13 protein-coding genes and 1 tRNA gene are annotated in these 16,597 nt (G+C 36.7%); 2 read left to right on the forward strand and 12 right to left on the reverse strand.

Going from position 1 to position 16,597, the window contains the following annotated elements; genetic code table 11:
* Window positions 1-58: 58 nt before the first annotated feature.
* The 4 genes from IPI31_09230 to IPI31_09245 all read right to left on the reverse strand — a co-directional run bounded on the left by IPI31_09230 (window position 59) and on the right by IPI31_09245 (window position 3,438).
* The gene (locus IPI31_09230; GenBank protein MBK7567995.1) at window positions 59-961 is read right to left on the reverse strand and encodes an RES family NAD+ phosphorylase; all 903 of its coding nucleotides are present in this window, start codon (window positions 959-961) and stop codon (window positions 59-61) included.
* Between the two features lie 148 nt (window positions 962-1,109).
* Window positions 1,110-1,182 (reverse strand) — tRNA-Lys (locus IPI31_09235).
* Between the two features lie 211 nt (window positions 1,183-1,393).
* Window positions 1,394-1,840, reverse strand: a complete 447-nt coding sequence (locus IPI31_09240) for a DUF4920 domain-containing protein (GenBank protein MBK7567996.1) — start codon at window positions 1,838-1,840, stop codon at window positions 1,394-1,396.
* Window positions 1,841-2,190: 350 nt separating this feature from the next.
* On the reverse strand, window positions 2,191-3,438 hold the full coding sequence (locus IPI31_09245) for an NAD(P)/FAD-dependent oxidoreductase (protein ID MBK7567997.1): 1,248 nt from the start codon (window positions 3,436-3,438) through the stop codon (window positions 2,191-2,193).
* Between the two features lie 209 nt (window positions 3,439-3,647).
* Between IPI31_09245 and IPI31_09250 the strand changes: the two genes are divergently transcribed.
* A complete protein-coding gene (locus tag IPI31_09250) occupies window positions 3,648-3,893 on the forward strand; it encodes a hypothetical protein (GenBank protein ID MBK7567998.1) in 246 nt (81 codons plus the stop codon).
* Between the two features lie 335 nt (window positions 3,894-4,228).
* Here IPI31_09250 and IPI31_09255 read toward each other — a convergent pair whose 3' ends face one another.
* The 7 genes from IPI31_09255 to IPI31_09285 form a co-directional block, all read right to left on the reverse strand.
* Window positions 4,229-5,548, reverse strand: a complete 1,320-nt coding sequence (locus IPI31_09255; GenBank protein ID MBK7567999.1) for a hypothetical protein — start codon at window positions 5,546-5,548, stop codon at window positions 4,229-4,231.
* A 2-nt stretch (window positions 5,549-5,550) separates the two neighbouring features.
* The gene (locus IPI31_09260; protein ID MBK7568000.1) at window positions 5,551-7,638 is read right to left on the reverse strand and encodes a hypothetical protein; all 2,088 of its coding nucleotides are present in this window, start codon (window positions 7,636-7,638) and stop codon (window positions 5,551-5,553) included.
* A 24-nt stretch (window positions 7,639-7,662) separates the two neighbouring features.
* On the reverse strand, window positions 7,663-9,471 hold the full coding sequence (locus IPI31_09265; protein ID MBK7568001.1) for an ABC transporter ATP-binding protein: 1,809 nt from the start codon (window positions 9,469-9,471) through the stop codon (window positions 7,663-7,665).
* Window positions 9,472-10,087: 616 nt separating this feature from the next.
* A complete protein-coding gene (locus IPI31_09270; protein MBK7568002.1) occupies window positions 10,088-12,076 on the reverse strand; it encodes a T9SS type A sorting domain-containing protein in 1,989 nt (662 codons plus the stop codon).
* A gap of 161 nt (window positions 12,077-12,237) precedes the next feature.
* Entirely contained in the window at window positions 12,238-12,981 is a 744-nt protein-coding gene (locus IPI31_09275; protein ID MBK7568003.1) for a hypothetical protein, read from the reverse strand.
* Between the two features lie 19 nt (window positions 12,982-13,000).
* Complete coding sequence (locus tag IPI31_09280; GenBank protein MBK7568004.1) at window positions 13,001-13,717, reverse strand: 3'-5' exonuclease; 717 nt, start codon at window positions 13,715-13,717, stop codon at window positions 13,001-13,003.
* Window positions 13,718-13,771: 54 nt separating this feature from the next.
* Complete coding sequence (locus IPI31_09285; protein MBK7568005.1) at window positions 13,772-14,479, reverse strand: SDR family oxidoreductase; 708 nt, start codon at window positions 14,477-14,479, stop codon at window positions 13,772-13,774.
* A 163-nt stretch (window positions 14,480-14,642) separates the two neighbouring features.
* Between IPI31_09285 and IPI31_09290 the strand changes: the two genes are divergently transcribed.
* A complete protein-coding gene (locus tag IPI31_09290) occupies window positions 14,643-15,299 on the forward strand; it encodes a hypothetical protein (protein MBK7568006.1) in 657 nt (218 codons plus the stop codon).
* 13 nt (window positions 15,300-15,312) lie between these two features.
* Here the strand turns inward: IPI31_09290 and IPI31_09295 are convergent, their stop codons facing one another.
* Window positions 15,313-16,596, reverse strand: coding sequence for an NAD(P)/FAD-dependent oxidoreductase (locus IPI31_09295; GenBank protein MBK7568007.1), 1,284 nt, complete (start codon window positions 16,594-16,596; stop codon window positions 15,313-15,315).
* Window position 16,597 lies beyond the last annotated feature (1 nt).

The raw sequence follows: 16,597 nt of genomic DNA on the forward strand, positions 1-16,597 counted from the left end.
ACATGTTACATAGGGTAAAGATTTTAGAAAAAATTCCAGAGAAAAGGAATAAATATTTTTAGTACATACGATTGTTGGCATGATCGCTAATTCTCACTTCGCCCTTAAGAATTTTCAATGCCAGTTCCTTTCCCAAATGATCTGTTTGCATTTTCTCAAGCTTGAAAGTACCATCACTTTCAACGTATGCAAATTTCTCATTGTCCACTACGGATTTCAAATTTTTATGATAAACTGTGTGAACTCCAACTCCCACCAACTTGAGATATTCGTCTGCAACAAATGGTAGAATAGCAACATTAAATCCGGCACCTTCAGTACGAACACTGGGATATAAAATACCTCCAACTCCATTACTATAAATTTTATTAGCGATAGCTGCTGAAATCTTATAATCATTTTGGGAAGTAATATGATCCTTTGCAAATTCTGAAGCAAAATATTCACCAATTGCTTTGGCTGCAATAGGATCGGGATATGATTTCAGTTTCTCAGCGAAGGATTCTGCAAGATTCAATTGTGATATATTTTCTGGATTGGAGGCAACGTCACTTACAATAGCTACCAGCCAAAAAGGTTTTTCTACAAGCCACTTACCTACTGTCATTTGAAATTCACCCTCAGTGGGTAATTTTTCACGTAATATCAAGGATGCTTCGGCTAGATTTGTTAACATAGGGTATTTAATAGCCTCTGAAGCAATAGAGCCATAAAATACAGGCAAGCCTGGAAAGTGGCACCTTCCAAAACTTTTAGAAACAGGATTATAAGACATTTCTTTACTTGTGGTAAAATCTACTGCTTCAGTTGGTCGTGCTCTATAAATAGCATGACCTTTAGGAATTTCAACTGCCAGTACTGGAAATGCTTTTAATGAATCAATAAAATGTATTATCTCTGGGAATTCTGATTTGTATAAATCGAGGCCTTGGAGCCCATGTATTATTTGTATGTCTTCCATCGTAAATTTTTTTCAATCATCGTCAATAAAAAAAGAACATTTGTTTTACAAATGAAGTTTCAAAAACCAAATGTTTCCCCTATGTTTCCCCCAGAATTAAAAAACCCTCGTAAATCATTGATTTACAAGGGTTTAAACCTGTTTAGCGTGATCCCGCTGGGACTCGAACCCAGGACCACTACATTAAAAGTGTAATGCTCTACCAACTGAGCTACGGAATCTTTAAAAAGGAGAAAGGAGAGAGGAGGAAGGAGTGAAACCCACCAACGCCATGTAATTCCTTTCCGTTGATTTAAGAACAATTTTTAATCACCTTTTTTCAAAAGTGTCGCAAAGATAGGTGTTAATAGGGGGAAAAAAAAGGGGTGTTGAAAAGTTTTATTCAACACCCCAATATATTTTGGTTCGAAAGCCTTGTTAGGGGCGGAAATTTTAGTGAATAACCACTCCGTCAGCTACGAAACGCAACTCCTGCTTAGGGGTTGTGATGGCATCGATCTCTGTTTGAGATTTGCCTGCATCTCCTGCAAGATGTTTTTGCTCGTCAACAGTTACGGTTCTGAGTTCTGCTTTGCCTTCCATGGTAACTACTGTGCCACTGGCAAGGTCTTTAGGAACAAAAAAACCATAATCCTTAAAAGTAACCATCATGGTTTTACCGTTTCCGGCGTCCATGGTCATCCAGCAACCTTTGTTTTGACAAACGGAAGTAACCTTTCCGGTAACTTTTCCGGTGTAACCATTGGCCGTTGATTCATTTGCAGCCAAATTTTGAATATTTACACCTCCCTCGGAGCTGATGGTTTTGCCAAAATGTTTAGCAGTATCGGAGGATACATAACTGGCTAGTTGATAAGGAGATTGTTCAGCCATGGTCATGTCGATATCATCATCATCACCACCATCTTTTTTATCTTTTCCACCACAAGAAACCATTAAAATGGCACTGGATGTAATTAGCAGGGAATAAATTAGTTTTTTCATATCAAATTATTTTAGGCAAAATTAACTACAAAAATCTTAGCAAACTGCTAAATTTTTGTAAAAAAAAGGGTTTTCATGGGGACCTGAAAATCAGGAAATGAAAGTCATTTGTGCGGGAACCACATAGGTCATGTCTTCCATGTCGTCTTCGCCTTTGTCTTTGTCTTTGCTTCCGCAAGATGTAGCCAGACTGAACGTTACAGCCATTACTACGAGGTAGATCATTTTTTTCATATTTGTATATTTTACCTCGAAAATAACAATTTGAAATAAAATGAAGGTTTTCTCAAACGATCGCGAATGTCGATATCTTCAAACATTACCATAATTGTTTCGCGTAAAGTTTTATTTCTGTTCGCTTTTCGCACCACAAAATTGAATAACCAAGGGTACTTAACGAGTTTTTGCATGCGATAACTCAATTGCAATTCTCCACCCAAACGGCGGTAAATTGCCTCGTCATATTTTTTTAATGCAGATGCCGAAAAATCATTTGCTGCCAGACTTTCCTTTACCTGCTGGGCTGCAGTGTATCCACTTAATATTGCGTTGCCAATTCCCTCCCCGGTAAACGGATCTATCAAACTTGCTGCATCACCAATTAACATATAATTATCTCCGCTGATCTTCCTTTTTTTACTGCCGAGCGGCAATCCATATCCTCTTATTTCATCCACAGGTTCTGCGTTCTTAAAACGTTCGCTGAGCTGTGGATATTTTTTTATGATATGGTTCATTTCTTCTTTTAGGTTGATGCGTTTTTTTGCAACATAATCTGACCGCATTCCCACCCCAACATTGCATTCACCATTTGCCAAAGGAAATATCCAGAAATATCCTGGAAGAAAATCTTTCACAAAATGTAATTCAATATAATTTCCTTCCTTCATACCTGTCACATTTTTATAATAAACCCGCAATCCGGCACAGTGATGATCCTTTTCCATTTCCAAACCGCCAATTTTTCTTGCAAATTGCGAATGTGCACCGCTTGCATCTATCACTAATTTTGTGTGGACAATAATTTCTCCATCCTTGGATGTGCAGATATATCCATCCTTTGTTTTTTCAAAACCGGAAATATCCACGCCTTCCAAAAATTGAATGGAAGAATGAGTTTTAACTTCCTGAATTAAAAAATTATCAAAATCGATTCTTTTCGAAATAAAACCCGGAGCGATTTCTCTGGCTTCATCTGTTTTTTTAGGTTTATTGCGGAAGGGGATGCTCAGTTCATCAAGATTTGGTGCAACAAATGTCACTCCCCAACAATTTAATTGAATGGGATCCAACGAAAGTTTTTCCACCAATTTTTTATCGTAACGATTTAATATCTCCACCACCTTTCCGCTCAATGCATCACCACAGATCTTATCGCGGGGAAATATCGCCTTATCCGCCAATACACAATTGATCTTTTCCTTAGCTAAAAAAAGCGAAGCAACCGCACCTCCCGGTCCTGCACCAAGAATAAAAACATCTGTGGTTAAAATTTGAGACATGGGTGCAAATATAAATCTTATGTCCGCTCATGAGGTGTTTTTAGCCCATTATTCCCCACTTTTATCAAAAATTTGTTGTGGAATATTTTCCCTGCCCATAGTATTATTTTGGCTGTAAATGCCTGTACATCTATATCCAGATTGATTTTTAAAATAATGGCACAGGTATTGGCCTACCATAATGAATAAAATGAAAGATCATGAATAAGCGAATAAAATTAATAATTGGTTTATTGATGTTTGCAGCATTTGCAGTTGCAAGTTTCATTACTATTTTTTGGCAATTGTTTATCATTCTTTATATTTTAGGAATGGTAATGATCATCTGGTTCATTATTAAATTACTTCGATACCCAACATCTTCCAACAGAACTTTTGATAAATATTTTTATGATGATTTGAATATTAAGATCATGGATGAGAAGAAGTTAAAAATGAAAGAATGAATATCGCGAGACGCGAATGAAGGAATGAAAGAATGAATTGCCACCTGAAAATTAATATATCACATGTGTACTTTTTGGGTTTACTTATAATTTATTTCGAAGGATTGTGCCTGAAAAAATTGCTAAATAATTTATTTAGCAGAAACTTTGAAAAACCGAAAAGGTAATGTCTTCCCCATGGGGAAGATAAAAGATGAGGCCCGAATGCGAATGAAGGAATGAATGTATAATACGTAGGAATGTACCCGAAAAAATTCCGAAGTAATTTATTTAGCAGAAACTATGAAAAATCGCAAAAGAAACATCTTCCCCTTTGGGGAAGATAAGAGATGGGGCTAAAACATCACCGTCAAACTCCCATACCCACCAATCCCGGTAAACGCATCCTGCGCAACTAATCCAAGAATACTATTGGAGCCAACTTTAAGTTCAATGGAATTTCCAAATCGTTTTTTAATATCTAATCCCGCATTAAAGGAGCCATATCCACCAACATGTGCATTTGCAGAAATTGTAGTTTGAATATTATTAAATGTTTTTCCTCCCTGAACAAATATTAAAGGTTTGTAAGGAGTATTAAACATATATTGTGTGCCTAGAGTAATATACATAGAGCTTCCAATATTTTTTGAGATACTAACATTTAATCGGGAAGGTAATGCCTGACTAAATATTTTTTCGCCCTTTTGAATTCCAATTATTTCTAAAAGTGAATCGGTATTTCCGGTAGCAGCGGAATCGGTTGCGGAAAAAAGATTATTAATTTCAATTCCTTCAAAATGTAAGGTGGAATCTCCTGAATATTGCAATGGATCCTTATTCCAAAAAACAGCACCAATATCATTCATCATTACATTGATAGAAATTTCTGGATCTTGAAAATATGCCTGACCGAAAACATCAAAACTAAATCCGGCGCCTGTAAATGATGTGAGAGAAGGTTTATTTTCGCCGGAGGTATGAATATCAAAATCGTATTCCAGATCCAGATATCGCCCATCAGGAGCAGTGAATAAGGTGCCGTATCTTGTCTTTATATCCAACCCAGATAATCCTTGTACTAAGCCAACTGTAGCGCCTACCTTAAAAGAATTATAACTATCATTAAATAATTTCATCATCCCCACCTTATATTCCATTACACTTGTTAAACTGAATTTGGAATCGGTTAATTGGGCATTAATATTTTGATAATCGTAATTACCATAAAATACAAGATGAAAAAGATCGCTGGTAAATTGACTGGATTCTTCAAAATTATATTCAACTCCCGCTAAAAAGATATTATCTGAATTGCTTTTACTTGCCATCATCAACCAAACACCATTATAAAAATCTACTCCTATGGTGTTGAGATTTGTGAGTTTAGCACTTGCATTGTCTTTCATTTCCTCAGTAATAAATCCTGACCCAAAGAAATTCTGTATGAAAGATGCACTGAAACAATTGCTGGCAGTATATACATCGCTGAAAGCAACAACAGCAATTCTGTTACCGTTAAAATTTACATTTAGCGGATCAAAAATTCCGAAAATTGTAGTAGATGAAGCCGTGGTTTGCACCGACCCTATTTTTACATCCATAGAATCGGGTGTGGCCTGAGCGGTAAAAATTATTAAAAATAAACTGCTAAGGATAAAAAGTTTTCTCTGCATCACTAAAAATCAGCGGTTGAAAATGTGTAATTAATATCACCTACCAGTTGTATTTTCATAGCATAATCGCTATAAATTTTTACGATATCACTGCAATCGGGAATACTGGCGGTATTAAATTTTATGGTAGCTATCGCATTGCTTGCATTCAGTATGGCATCCTTTAAAGCTCCATCAACAACCTGATGCATTTCAGTTATGGTAACTTCATGTACGCGACAATCTGCAGCTAAAATTCCGGGATTAATTTTATTTCCTCCAAAATTTAAAGAATCTAATTTTGTTCCGAACTCATCCATAAATACAATATTTATAGTTGCATCGAGAGGGAAAGTATTATCGGCATACAAGGTAAGATTAATATTTCCTACACCATCAGTACCGGAACCTGCATCTATTGTAACTGGAAATTCATTTTCTAAGGTTAAATTACTCGCAAAAAATTCGAGCGGCATATTTAAATTTAAACTGATATTTAATTTGCTTGTGCTGATCACAAAATCCTGATAATTAAATTCATTTCCATTTGGATTAACATGCATCACAACATCATAAAATAATTTATCAGGAAATATTTCCAACAGATCATTAATATTCGAATTATCTGAATTTAATGATATGGTAGTATATCCCGGAGCATAAGGATTATCAATTGCGCGACTGATAGGAAGTGTTTGTCCAATCACTTCACTGCAAGTGAGATAAACTACTTCGCCGGTTTCGGTATTCATGGCACCTAAACTATTTACTATTACAGTACCGCCGGCCCCTAATCCATTTGCAATTTCAAGATCAACATTGATCTGACCGAATTCAACAACACCATCGGTAAATTGATCAAATACATTAATACCATCAGTAGTGTCAGCAACAATTACATCATATTGGCCGAGATATCCACGCAATTCGTTTGGAACAATATCCTCCAAACCATAAATAACACGCAAACTATCGGCGAGAGTTATATGGGTTGCAACACCGGTATAATTAATACTCGCACTTAATGCCTGAAAAAAAGTATTTACCCTATCACCTGAACTCCCACGCAGATCAATTGTATATCCGTGCAGATCAAAGGGTTCATCTAAAGTATCATTTGGTGCAACCTTACTAACTATATGCACAGAAGATCCATCCGGACCAATTGCACCCGGAATATCATAAACAATTTCAATGGTATCATTAATACTATTCACTACATAAACAACAACATGCCCGCTTTCAATCCCCATCATGGTAAATTCTGGTCCGCCCATATCATATTCCACGTCGTTGGCACTATTGATAAGATTTTGTTCGGGAAAAACCGCAGTGGCCTCCAACAATTCCATATCGAATGCAGTAAATTGAATAAATAGTGCATCGCTGGTATCTATAAAAACAGAATCTTCTCCGCTACCGGGGGTATTAAAATTTAATATCTCAGCGATCATATTTCCTTCCACTGTCATACCCGCGAGGTTTTTAGTAATAACGACAGGTACACCTGTTGCAGGAACTAAAAAGAAAGTGTCCTGCATAATCAGTGCGCCATCGGTAAAATTTGTCAGTTTCAAAACAACGGTATCGAGATCGACAGGTAAACCATTAGCTAAAGAAACGCTCAAAGACCCTTGACTAAAGGTTGCAGTTTCAAAAAAACTTGTTGCATCAATAGGAGTTGGATCGGTGGAAAGTCCGGTAAGCGGAGCTAAGACTGCGGAGTCTCCATTAGATAAAATAATAAGTGTTCCGATAGGAAAACCGAGGTCAATTGCGATCTGGCCAAGAGAAATCGAAACTTCCATTTCCTGGTCCTCCAAAGTGAGAGAATCGAGGGAAACGTAAACCTCCACTGCCGTATCTGGAATTTCTATGGCTTCCTGAGTAAGATCGTAGTTGAGTAATTCGCTTTTGTAAACGAGGGTGACGCTCTCGTCGTCCTCAAATTGTGTTAGAGTGTCGGGTACGAGATCGTAAATGGTAAGTTCACCGGTTACAATTGGAGTCAGATATCTTGTATCCCAACCCGTATCAAGGCTTCGCCTGCATGAGGCGATGACCAATATTACACAAAGAAGGAGGAGTAGCCCTTTATAATGTTTGTCCATTATGTGGTGAAGATAAAGAATATTTTATTGCAGTTGCATTAACCTCTGTTTAATGTCACTTAACTGACCCTTCGGAATGGCATCAATCAGTTTCCGGGTGTATTCTTTTTGGGGATTGTGATAAATTTCATCCGATGCACCCATTTCTTCAATTACCCCTTTATTCATCACCACCATCCGGTCGCTCATGAATTTTACCACCCCGAGGTCGTGAGAAATAAATATATAGGTAAAATTGAATTCGTTACGCAATTGGATCAGCAGATTTAAAACCTGCGCCTGCACACTTACATCCAAAGCGGAAACACTTTCATCACAAATAATAAATTTCGGATTTAAAGCCAGTGCTCTTGCAATACAAATTCGCTGACGCTGCCCGCCGGAAAACTCATGTGGATATCTATTATAAAATTCGGCTTTCAAACCCGTTTTCTCCATTAATTCTATCACCTTTTCCTTTCGGATCTTATCATTAGCATATAATTTGTGTACTGTCATCGGTTCTTTAATGGCATTACCCACTGTCATACGCGGATTTAGTGAGGAATATGGATCCTGAAAAATGATCTGAATATCCTTTCTCAAAGGTTTCATTTCATTTTGTGATAATTCGAGAATGTTTTTGCCGTTAAAAATAATATTTCCGGAAACAGGTTCCACTAAACGAATAATGGTTCTCCCAAGAGTAGTTTTTCCGCAACCGCTTTCACCAACCAATCCCAAAGTTTCCCCCGGGTAAACATCAAAAGAAACATCATCCACTGCTTTTACCCATTCCGTTACTTTTCCGAAAATTGTTTTTGTTGCAGGAAACCATGTTTTAATATTTTCAATTTTTAATATGGGCTCTTGTTTTTGAAGATCAATTAATCGCTGATCGGTTTCCTGTTGGGTTACGATATTTGTTTTGAGAATATCTGTTATACTATTTTCCTGTCCGTCTTCAGAATCTGTTCGCGCAAATAGATTCCCCGATTCATCCTCGCGCATAAAATCTGCAATAACAGGCAATTTTTTTAAACGGAGCTCCAATTGCGGGCGACAAGCCATTAATCCTTTGGTATAAGGATGTTTGGGATCTTCAAAAATTTCGAGAACGGTTCCCTGTTCCACAATTTTTCCTTTATACATCACCAAAACTCTGTCGGCAATTTCTGCAATTACACCGAGGTCATGTGTAATAAAAATGATGCTGCTGTTAATTGTTTTTTTGAGTTCCGACATTAATTCCAGAATGGTTTTCTGAACCGTTACATCTAAAGCTGTGGTCGGTTCATCGGCAATTAAAATATCGGGATTACAACTCATTGCCATTGCGATCATTACCCTTTGTTTTTGTCCGCCGCTTAATGTATGCGGATACGAAGAATAAATTCTTTCAGGAGATGGAAGTTGTACTTTTTGAAATAATTGTAGTGTTAATGCCTTTGCTTCTTTTTTATTTTTTTTCTGATGTAAAATAATTGCTTCATCCACCTGAGAACCACAGGTAAAAACAGGATTTAAACTTGTCATGGGTTCCTGAAATATCATGGAAATTTTATTTCCCCGGTAATGCCGCATTTCAGCTTCAGGAACTTTGGTGAGATCTACAGCGCCTTTTTCACTGCGATATATTAATTCTCCACCCACAATTTTTCCCGGAGGATTTGGAATAAGTCGCATTAACGATAAAGAAGTGACCGATTTTCCGGAACCTGATTCGCCAACAATGCCTACAGTTTCTCCCCTGTAAATTTGAAAGGAAATATCATCAACGGCTTTAACAATTCCACCATCCGTAGTAAAATGAGTAGATAAATTTTTAACATCCAGCAACAGATCCTTTTGCATGTGGTAAAAATAGTGGGGAAAGTTGAAGGTTCAAAGAATGGTTGCGTTTCACCACTAAACTGCGGAATCATTTGAAGGGTATAAAGTGTCGAAAACGGAAAGGCGCGACAAATATTTGATATAATAATATTCACAAAATATGAATCTAATCTTCTGAAAAACACACCTAATGGCAGTTCATTCGTGCATTCATGGTTTATTTTTCATCCACATATTGGACAAAAAAAGTTGCCACGAATGCACGAATGAACAGCCAAACTGACATTTTATTTGTATGATGGAATCTTTCTACTGATGCAGTTTAGCAACAAGCTTACGGCAGGAATTTGAGGATTTTGAAAACCAATAACCCCCGGCTTTAGCCGGTGGGAAAAAGTACACACTATAGACGGGCTTTAGCCCAATTGAGGATCATCATGTTTAGAATAAAATATCAAGAAAAATTGAATTATCAAAAATCAATTATTGAAAAAATCATAGCCATGTAACATAACTTTCCAATTAAAAATCCATAATTGGGCTAAAGCCCGGTCACTTATCCGTTTTTAATCCGTGGGTTAAAACCCACGGCTATTACTTTGCCACAATTACCGATGGAATCTCTGTGTAAGACGATTTATTCAATTAATATTGTTCCAGTAGTTAAATCACCATTATACAACATCTGAATAAAATATATCCCCGATGATACACCGGATAGATCTATTTTTTCCTCCTGGTCTTCCACAGTAGTAAACACATCTTTTAATAAAACAATTTTACCAAGTGCATCTATAACTTTTATCTCCACCTTAGTATTTATTAAATCAGGTAATTGCACAGTGAAATTTCCATTGGAAGGATTTGGATAAACAATTAAGAAATTATTTATTTCTCCCGATCTTAATGGAGGTGTGGTGAAGAAAGAAGTTGCTGAATAAGGAGAAAAAACACCACCCGGACAAATCGTCTTAATTTTATATGCATAATCTGTTTCCGGAGTTAGACCGAGAATATTTGCCATATTGCTCGCTGGTTTTTTCTTAAATTTTATTGCCGGATCTGAAACTTGATAAACCAATACCTGATATTTATCAGCACCCGGAACTTCATCCCAATGTAATTGCACTGATGTTGGTGCAATTGGAGCTGCAAATAATCCTGTTGGGCCTTCGGTGAAATCGCATGGTGGTTCAATTCCGAAATCTGCTCCGTCAAATGCTTGATATCTGATATTATTTGATCCATAAGCATCTGTGTTATTAACATCCAATGAAGTTCCGGGTTCAGCATCTTGCATCCAAACTACATGCACTTTTCCGTCAATTGCTTTATCATATACCATTGGAAAAACATTTTCCTGATGTAATTCTGCGGTGTTGGTCAAATTAATTGGTGCCGACCATGTTGTTCCATTATCAGCAGAATACACTCCAAAAAGATCTCTGAATGATTGCGCTTCACTTACTTCAGGATCACCAAAATAATCGGTATATTCTATAGGCATGGCATAAATAAGATAAATATATCCTGTTGCTTCATCAATTGCCGCACCAACCATAGAAGTGAAGGATACGCCATCATACATTGCGAGATCCGCACCGATACCTAAAAAAGGATCATTTAATCCATCTGCATTATTCCAATCAATTAATAATTCAATATTTGTCGGTTCAGCCATGGTGGAATTCCAATAAAGTAGTCCGCTTGTTCTTGGAAAATAACCCCATCCTTCTGCGTCTGGATCAGTATCAAGCAGTTGATAGTTTCCAGAAAAAATATGCACCACACCCGCATTCGTGATTATCATTTCATTAAATCCATCAATAGTATTAATGGTATCAAAATCACCATCACCATCAAAATCAGAATCCTCACCCAGATCTCCATTATAATTATCTATTGGAAAATCATTTATTTCTATTTGTGACCAGGTTCCGGGATTTCCTTTTGCAGGTGAATGAAGTAATATTAGATCTGACCAACTGCTTCCATAGGAAATATATACATGTGATCCTTTAACTTGAATTTGATACACTTCAGCGCTTAATGCATCAAATCCATCTGCTTCTGATAAGAAGGGTAAGGGAGATTCTAAAACTGCCCATGAAGCACCTCCATTATCTGATCTTGAAAAAATGATACTGGTTGGCGATACGTTATCTGCACAAACAACATAAATATCATCAGTACCTTGAGGACATTCAGTAACCGGCCATAATCCTGTTATCAGATCAGATCCCGGGAGTTGTGTCCATACTGCACCACCTATAACAGCATTGGCAAATAATTGTAAATTAGTTCCATCATGAGAAAGTACAACTTCATGATCCAGCACTTTCATTAATTCACCAAAACCTGTCCTAACAGTTTCAATTCGGGCAGTTGGAGCAGGGTTCCATGTTACTCCGTTATAATGATTGTAAAACATTCCGCGTTCTGGCCAAGCACCTAATGTGGTGGCTCCGGTCCAGACTACTGATATACTTCCATCGTCGTAAACCTGTATCCGGTTTCTGGAGCAGGCATTTGTTTGAAGGTCGTAAGTGGTTGTGCCAATAATTGTTGATTGGCTGTAAACACCGATGGTTATTGAGGAAAATAAGATCAACAGAAATGTTTTCATAATATTTGAGTTAGATGATTTAAAGATATAGGGATATTGCATTAGCTAAGGTATTAAAAATACCGATTATCCGGATGCCACAGAGTTCTTTCGGTAACTCTGTGGCAAAGATTTCTATGTGCTTTATGATAGAGTTACCGAAGGAACTCGTGGATTTCTCATCATTCCGATATTAATTCCAACCAGGTTTTCTTTTCAAGATCTAAGTCCAACAACTTTATTTTACTTTCATCCATAAAAACAATATATCTCAAAATAGTTTGCTTTTTTTCATTTTGATATCCCAAAACAAAAAGGTATGAATTATATTCAATAGAGTTGATCTTTAGATACTCATCCAGTAGTTTGATACCCAATTCCAATTCTTTTTCGCGAGGAGTAAATAAACCATTAGAATTACCGATATTATTGATAGCATTTGTTGCCTCTACAAAAGATTCAGCGGGAGTAATGATCCATTCATTGTGATATTCTAATTCTTGGGATATATAATAATCTGAGATTCCCCAGGTAGGAACATTTAATGAATCCAATTTGCCACCTACTGTAAATCTGATCTTTATTGGTGAATTTATTCCTTCAGTTCCTGAACAATCAAGATATTGTAATGAATTTATATCAAGTTCATGATAATGTATAGAATCCCGAATATCTTTCATATTTCTAACTAGTGAAACAAAGAGGGAATCGTTTAAAATTTTAAGCAAACTATCTCCACGACTATCAACTTCCCAATGCAAAATTTTCCTTATTTCTTCTATTGGTTGCAAATGGTCATGCAAATCGATATAATTTTCCGTTTTAATGATCTGCAAAATTTCCCTGGAGAAGGTATCGCATTGTGCATGTAATAAACCTAATTTTAATAAAAGAAAACTTATTACAAGCGCAAATAATTTAAACATCAGATCATGTATTTAATCATCATACATAAATAATATTCTCCTCCCTTATCAACTCCAATCCCTTTAATCGCATAATTACCTGTGCAACGGCAATAACATCTTTGCTGCAATATAGACCGATACGGTTAAGGTCATTTTTATTCCAGTAAACATCGCCAACCATGCTGCCATCAATATCATCTTTTGGTGTAGGAATTTCTAAAATTGTAGCTAATAAATTCAGAGAAGTATAATTTTTATAATCACCGAATTTCCATAATTCCATGGTATCCACATGATTTACTTCCCAGGGTTTTTTGCCATAAATATCCAACACCGGAGGTAAAGTAATTCTGTTAATTAAATATCTTCTGCACAACCATGGAACATCAAATTCGCGAATATTATGCCCGCATAATTGAAAATTATTTTTGGAGACATTAATTAAGGTCTGTTTAAATTCTTCCAACATCATTTTTTCATCATCACCTTTAAAAGTTTTTATTTTAAGATGATAATCATTATTTATTTTTTGGATATAGGCGCAGGAGATACATATTACTTTTCCAAACTCTGCAAATATTCCTGCTTTCGAAAAATAGAATTCGCTTTTATCCTCATCCTCCTTTCGGGTGCGACCTACTTTATCGTCAAATAATTTCTGTAATTCCGGAGCGAGTTCATCATAGTGTTTTTTTCCGGGTACTGTTTCGATGTCGAAAATAAAAAGATTTTCGGGGGCAATTGTTTGTAACATACGTTTTATTTTTAAGGGTTAATAAATACATGATTCAAAAATAGGAATTTTATTTTACCATTCAATTTTATTATACATAGGGATTGAAACTCCGGTAATTCCTTTAGCCTTCTCACTCATTAAAAATGCGATGGTATCCGCAACATCTTCGGTGGGAGTAAAGGTTTTATATTGTTCTTCCGTAGCCCAACTCAAATTATTGGGTGTTTGTAATGTTGCCGGTAAAATAATATTCGCCCTGACATTAAAATTGCGACATTCCTCAGCCACACTTAAAGTGATTGCAACCAATGCACCCTTGCTCGCCGTGTATAAAGTATTTCCTTTCGCCTGATGTAAAACAGGTTTTGCCCCGATGGTTACTATGGAACCCATACCGGAAGCTTTTAGTATAGGAACAATTTCTTTGAGCAATAAAAAAGTAGGTTTTACATTCAGGTCCATCAAAAAATTATAATCTGCTTCGGTATAGTCTGCTATTGAACCTGCTCCTTTATAACCTCCTGCAAGGTGGACAAGTCCGAAAATATTGCCTTTTATGCCTCTTATCCAATTCTGCACCTCTGTTTCTTTAGCAAGATCGGCAATAAAAGGAAAAAGAGTTTTATTGATCTGTTGAGGGAAGAATTCATCGAGAATGGATTTGCTTTTTTCATTTAAAACCGCGGCATGTAATTCCCAACCTTCGTCTAACAAACGCGCTGTAACTGTTTTTCCCAATGCTCCGTCGGCGCCGGTTATCAGTAATATTTTAGATTTCATCTTTATGTTCTTTTACTCAAAGTTAAGGTTTTGTAGAGGCAATTGGACATAATAAAGGTGCCGTATTGACAGCAGATTTCATTTTACAAGTAAAAATCATTTATTTTGTGCAGTAATCAATAATCCAAAGGGTTTTGATACACAACCTTAAATACCACCGAATATGAAGAAATCAATATTGGCTCTTACTATTGCGACGCTTTCCATCCTCAGTACCAAACAAGTAAATGCCCAACTTTGGCTCATGACAGATGGAGGCATTTTTTTTACAAAAGACCTTGTAGGCGAAGGTATTAACCTTAAAGTCGGCTGGCATTATGGTGATTACGACTATAATATGGTTACATTGGGTGGAGGTTATAACTTTTTTGCTCAAAAACCATGGGATATCATTATGTTTGATTCTACAGGATTACTTACGGATACTGTCGAATCGTTTTTAGTGAGTAATCTTATTAACATCGACGCCGACTATAGAAGATATTTTTTCCAGACTGATGCAGATGATTATTTTGCCTTTTATGGTATAATTGGCGCAAGTCTTTGGATGGTGAATACAAAAATGAATTTAGGTCCTTATGTGGATACCGTATTTGCAGTATCGGAAGGCACAACGTTGGTCGCTTCCAATTTGAGTGTTAGAATGCCGTTGGGTTTCGGAATGGACTGGACTGTTAGAGGCAGATTCTGGTGGTATTTCGAGGCTAAAATTGAAGTGCCATTCACGCAAGTGAATAATGAATATATCGGAAATGATTTTGGTGTGAGTTATCACTTTACCACCGGTGCCCGTTTTCTGTTACACGAATTTTATAGGTAGCGCACTTCCTTTTTCAGGTATTTTTTTCTTCCGGTTCTACGATGATGCGTAATGCGCGATCGTATGAAAAATAATTCCACATCCAGTTCATAAATACCATAAAACGATTTCTGAATCCCACAAGCGCCATCAGGTGAATGAACATCCAGATGTACCAAGCCAAATAGCCTCCAAAGGAATAGAAAGGCAGATCTACAACGGCTTTATGCCTTCCGATGGTTGCCATGTTTCCTTTGTTTTTATATTTGAAGGGTTTTAATTCTTTTTTTCTATTAAGTCTGATAAAATTATTGGCAAGATTAGAAGCTTGTTGTATTGCAACTTGTGCTACTCCCGGATGTCCGTTGGGAAAATTTTTATCCTCAGTCATGAAAGCTATATCTCCAATGGCATAAATATTTGAATAATTTTTGATTCGGTTAAAAGCATCCGTTTGATATTTTCCACCTCTTACAATTGATTCGGCACTTATTCCCTCTATAGTTGCGCCTTTTACTCCGGCAGCCCAAATAATATTATCTGTTTTAATTTTCTCGCCATTGGAAAGTAATAATTCATCACCATCAAAATTTTGAACAAGGGCATTCAGCCAAACTTTTACTCCATCACTTTCCAGATATTTTTTAGCCAATCGGGATGCTTTTTCGCTCATTGCAGCCAATAATCTACCCGACCCCTCTATTAAATGGATCTCCATATTTTCGCCTTTAAGTTCGCGATAATCGTGAGGTAAAACATTTTTTCTGATCTCTGCTAAAGCACCGGCAAGCTCTACTCCGGTTGGGCCCCCGCCAACAATAATAAAATTCATCCGCTGTTTTTGGTCTGCAGTGGAATCGGAGATTATCGCCCTTTCAAATTTGTGTAAAATAGCACTTCGCATATCCAGAGCTTCCTGCACCGATTTAAGTGTGAAACTCACTTTCTCAATTGCAGTATTGCCATAAAAATTTGTTACTGCCCCGCTTGCAATTATGAGATGATCGTATTCGAAATCCCCAACATCTGTAATTACTTTTTGTGTTTGCGGATCAATTTTTTCCACCGTTGCCATCCTGAAAATAATATTGGGATATTGGCCTATCTTTCTGCGAAAAGGGTATGCAATACTTTCCGCTGTCAATCCCGCCGAAGCTATCTGATAAAGCAAGGGTTGAAAGGTGTGAAAATTATTTTTATCTAAAAGAGTTACGCGGTAAGGTTTATTATTTAGTCGTTTTACGAGTTCCAGGCCCGCAAATCCTCCGCCTATGATCACAATTTTTGGAAGCGATGTATCGTCGTATCGGTATGTCATT

The sequence above is a fragment of the Bacteroidota bacterium genome (assembly GCA_016706865.1).
In the GTDB taxonomy this organism is placed as follows: domain Bacteria; phylum Bacteroidota; class Bacteroidia; order Chitinophagales; family BACL12; genus UBA7236.

Bases quoted from the DNA above. Each gene is read 5' to 3' on its own strand.
- IPI31_09230 (MBK7567995.1), bottom strand. From the start codon at position 961: ATGGAAGACATACAAATAATACATGGGCTCCAAGGCCTCGATTTATAC.
- IPI31_09240 (MBK7567996.1), bottom strand. From the start codon at position 1,840: ATGACCATGGCTGAACAATCTCCTTATCAACTAGCCAGTTATGTATCC.
- IPI31_09250 (MBK7567998.1), top strand. From the start codon at position 3,648: ATGAATAAGCGAATAAAATTAATAATTGGTTTATTGATGTTTGCAGCA.
- IPI31_09255 (MBK7567999.1), bottom strand. From the start codon at position 5,548: ATGCAGAGAAAACTTTTTATCCTTAGCAGTTTATTTTTAATAATTTTT.
- IPI31_09260 (MBK7568000.1), bottom strand. From the start codon at position 7,638: ATGGACAAACATTATAAAGGGCTACTCCTCCTTCTTTGTGTAATATTG.
- IPI31_09265 (MBK7568001.1), bottom strand. From the start codon at position 9,471: ATGCAAAAGGATCTGTTGCTGGATGTTAAAAATTTATCTACTCATTTT.
- IPI31_09270 (MBK7568002.1), bottom strand. From the start codon at position 12,076: ATGAAAACATTTCTGTTGATCTTATTTTCCTCAATAACCATCGGTGTT.
- IPI31_09275 (MBK7568003.1), bottom strand. From the start codon at position 12,981: ATGTTTAAATTATTTGCGCTTGTAATAAGTTTTCTTTTATTAAAATTA.
- IPI31_09280 (MBK7568004.1), bottom strand. From the start codon at position 13,717: ATGTTACAAACAATTGCCCCCGAAAATCTTTTTATTTTCGACATCGAA.
- IPI31_09285 (MBK7568005.1), bottom strand. From the start codon at position 14,479: ATGAAATCTAAAATATTACTGATAACCGGCGCCGACGGAGCATTGGGA.
- IPI31_09290 (MBK7568006.1), top strand. From the start codon at position 14,643: ATGAAGAAATCAATATTGGCTCTTACTATTGCGACGCTTTCCATCCTC.
- IPI31_09295 (MBK7568007.1), bottom strand. From the start codon at position 16,596: ATGACATACCGATACGACGATACATCGCTTCCAAAAATTGTGATCATA.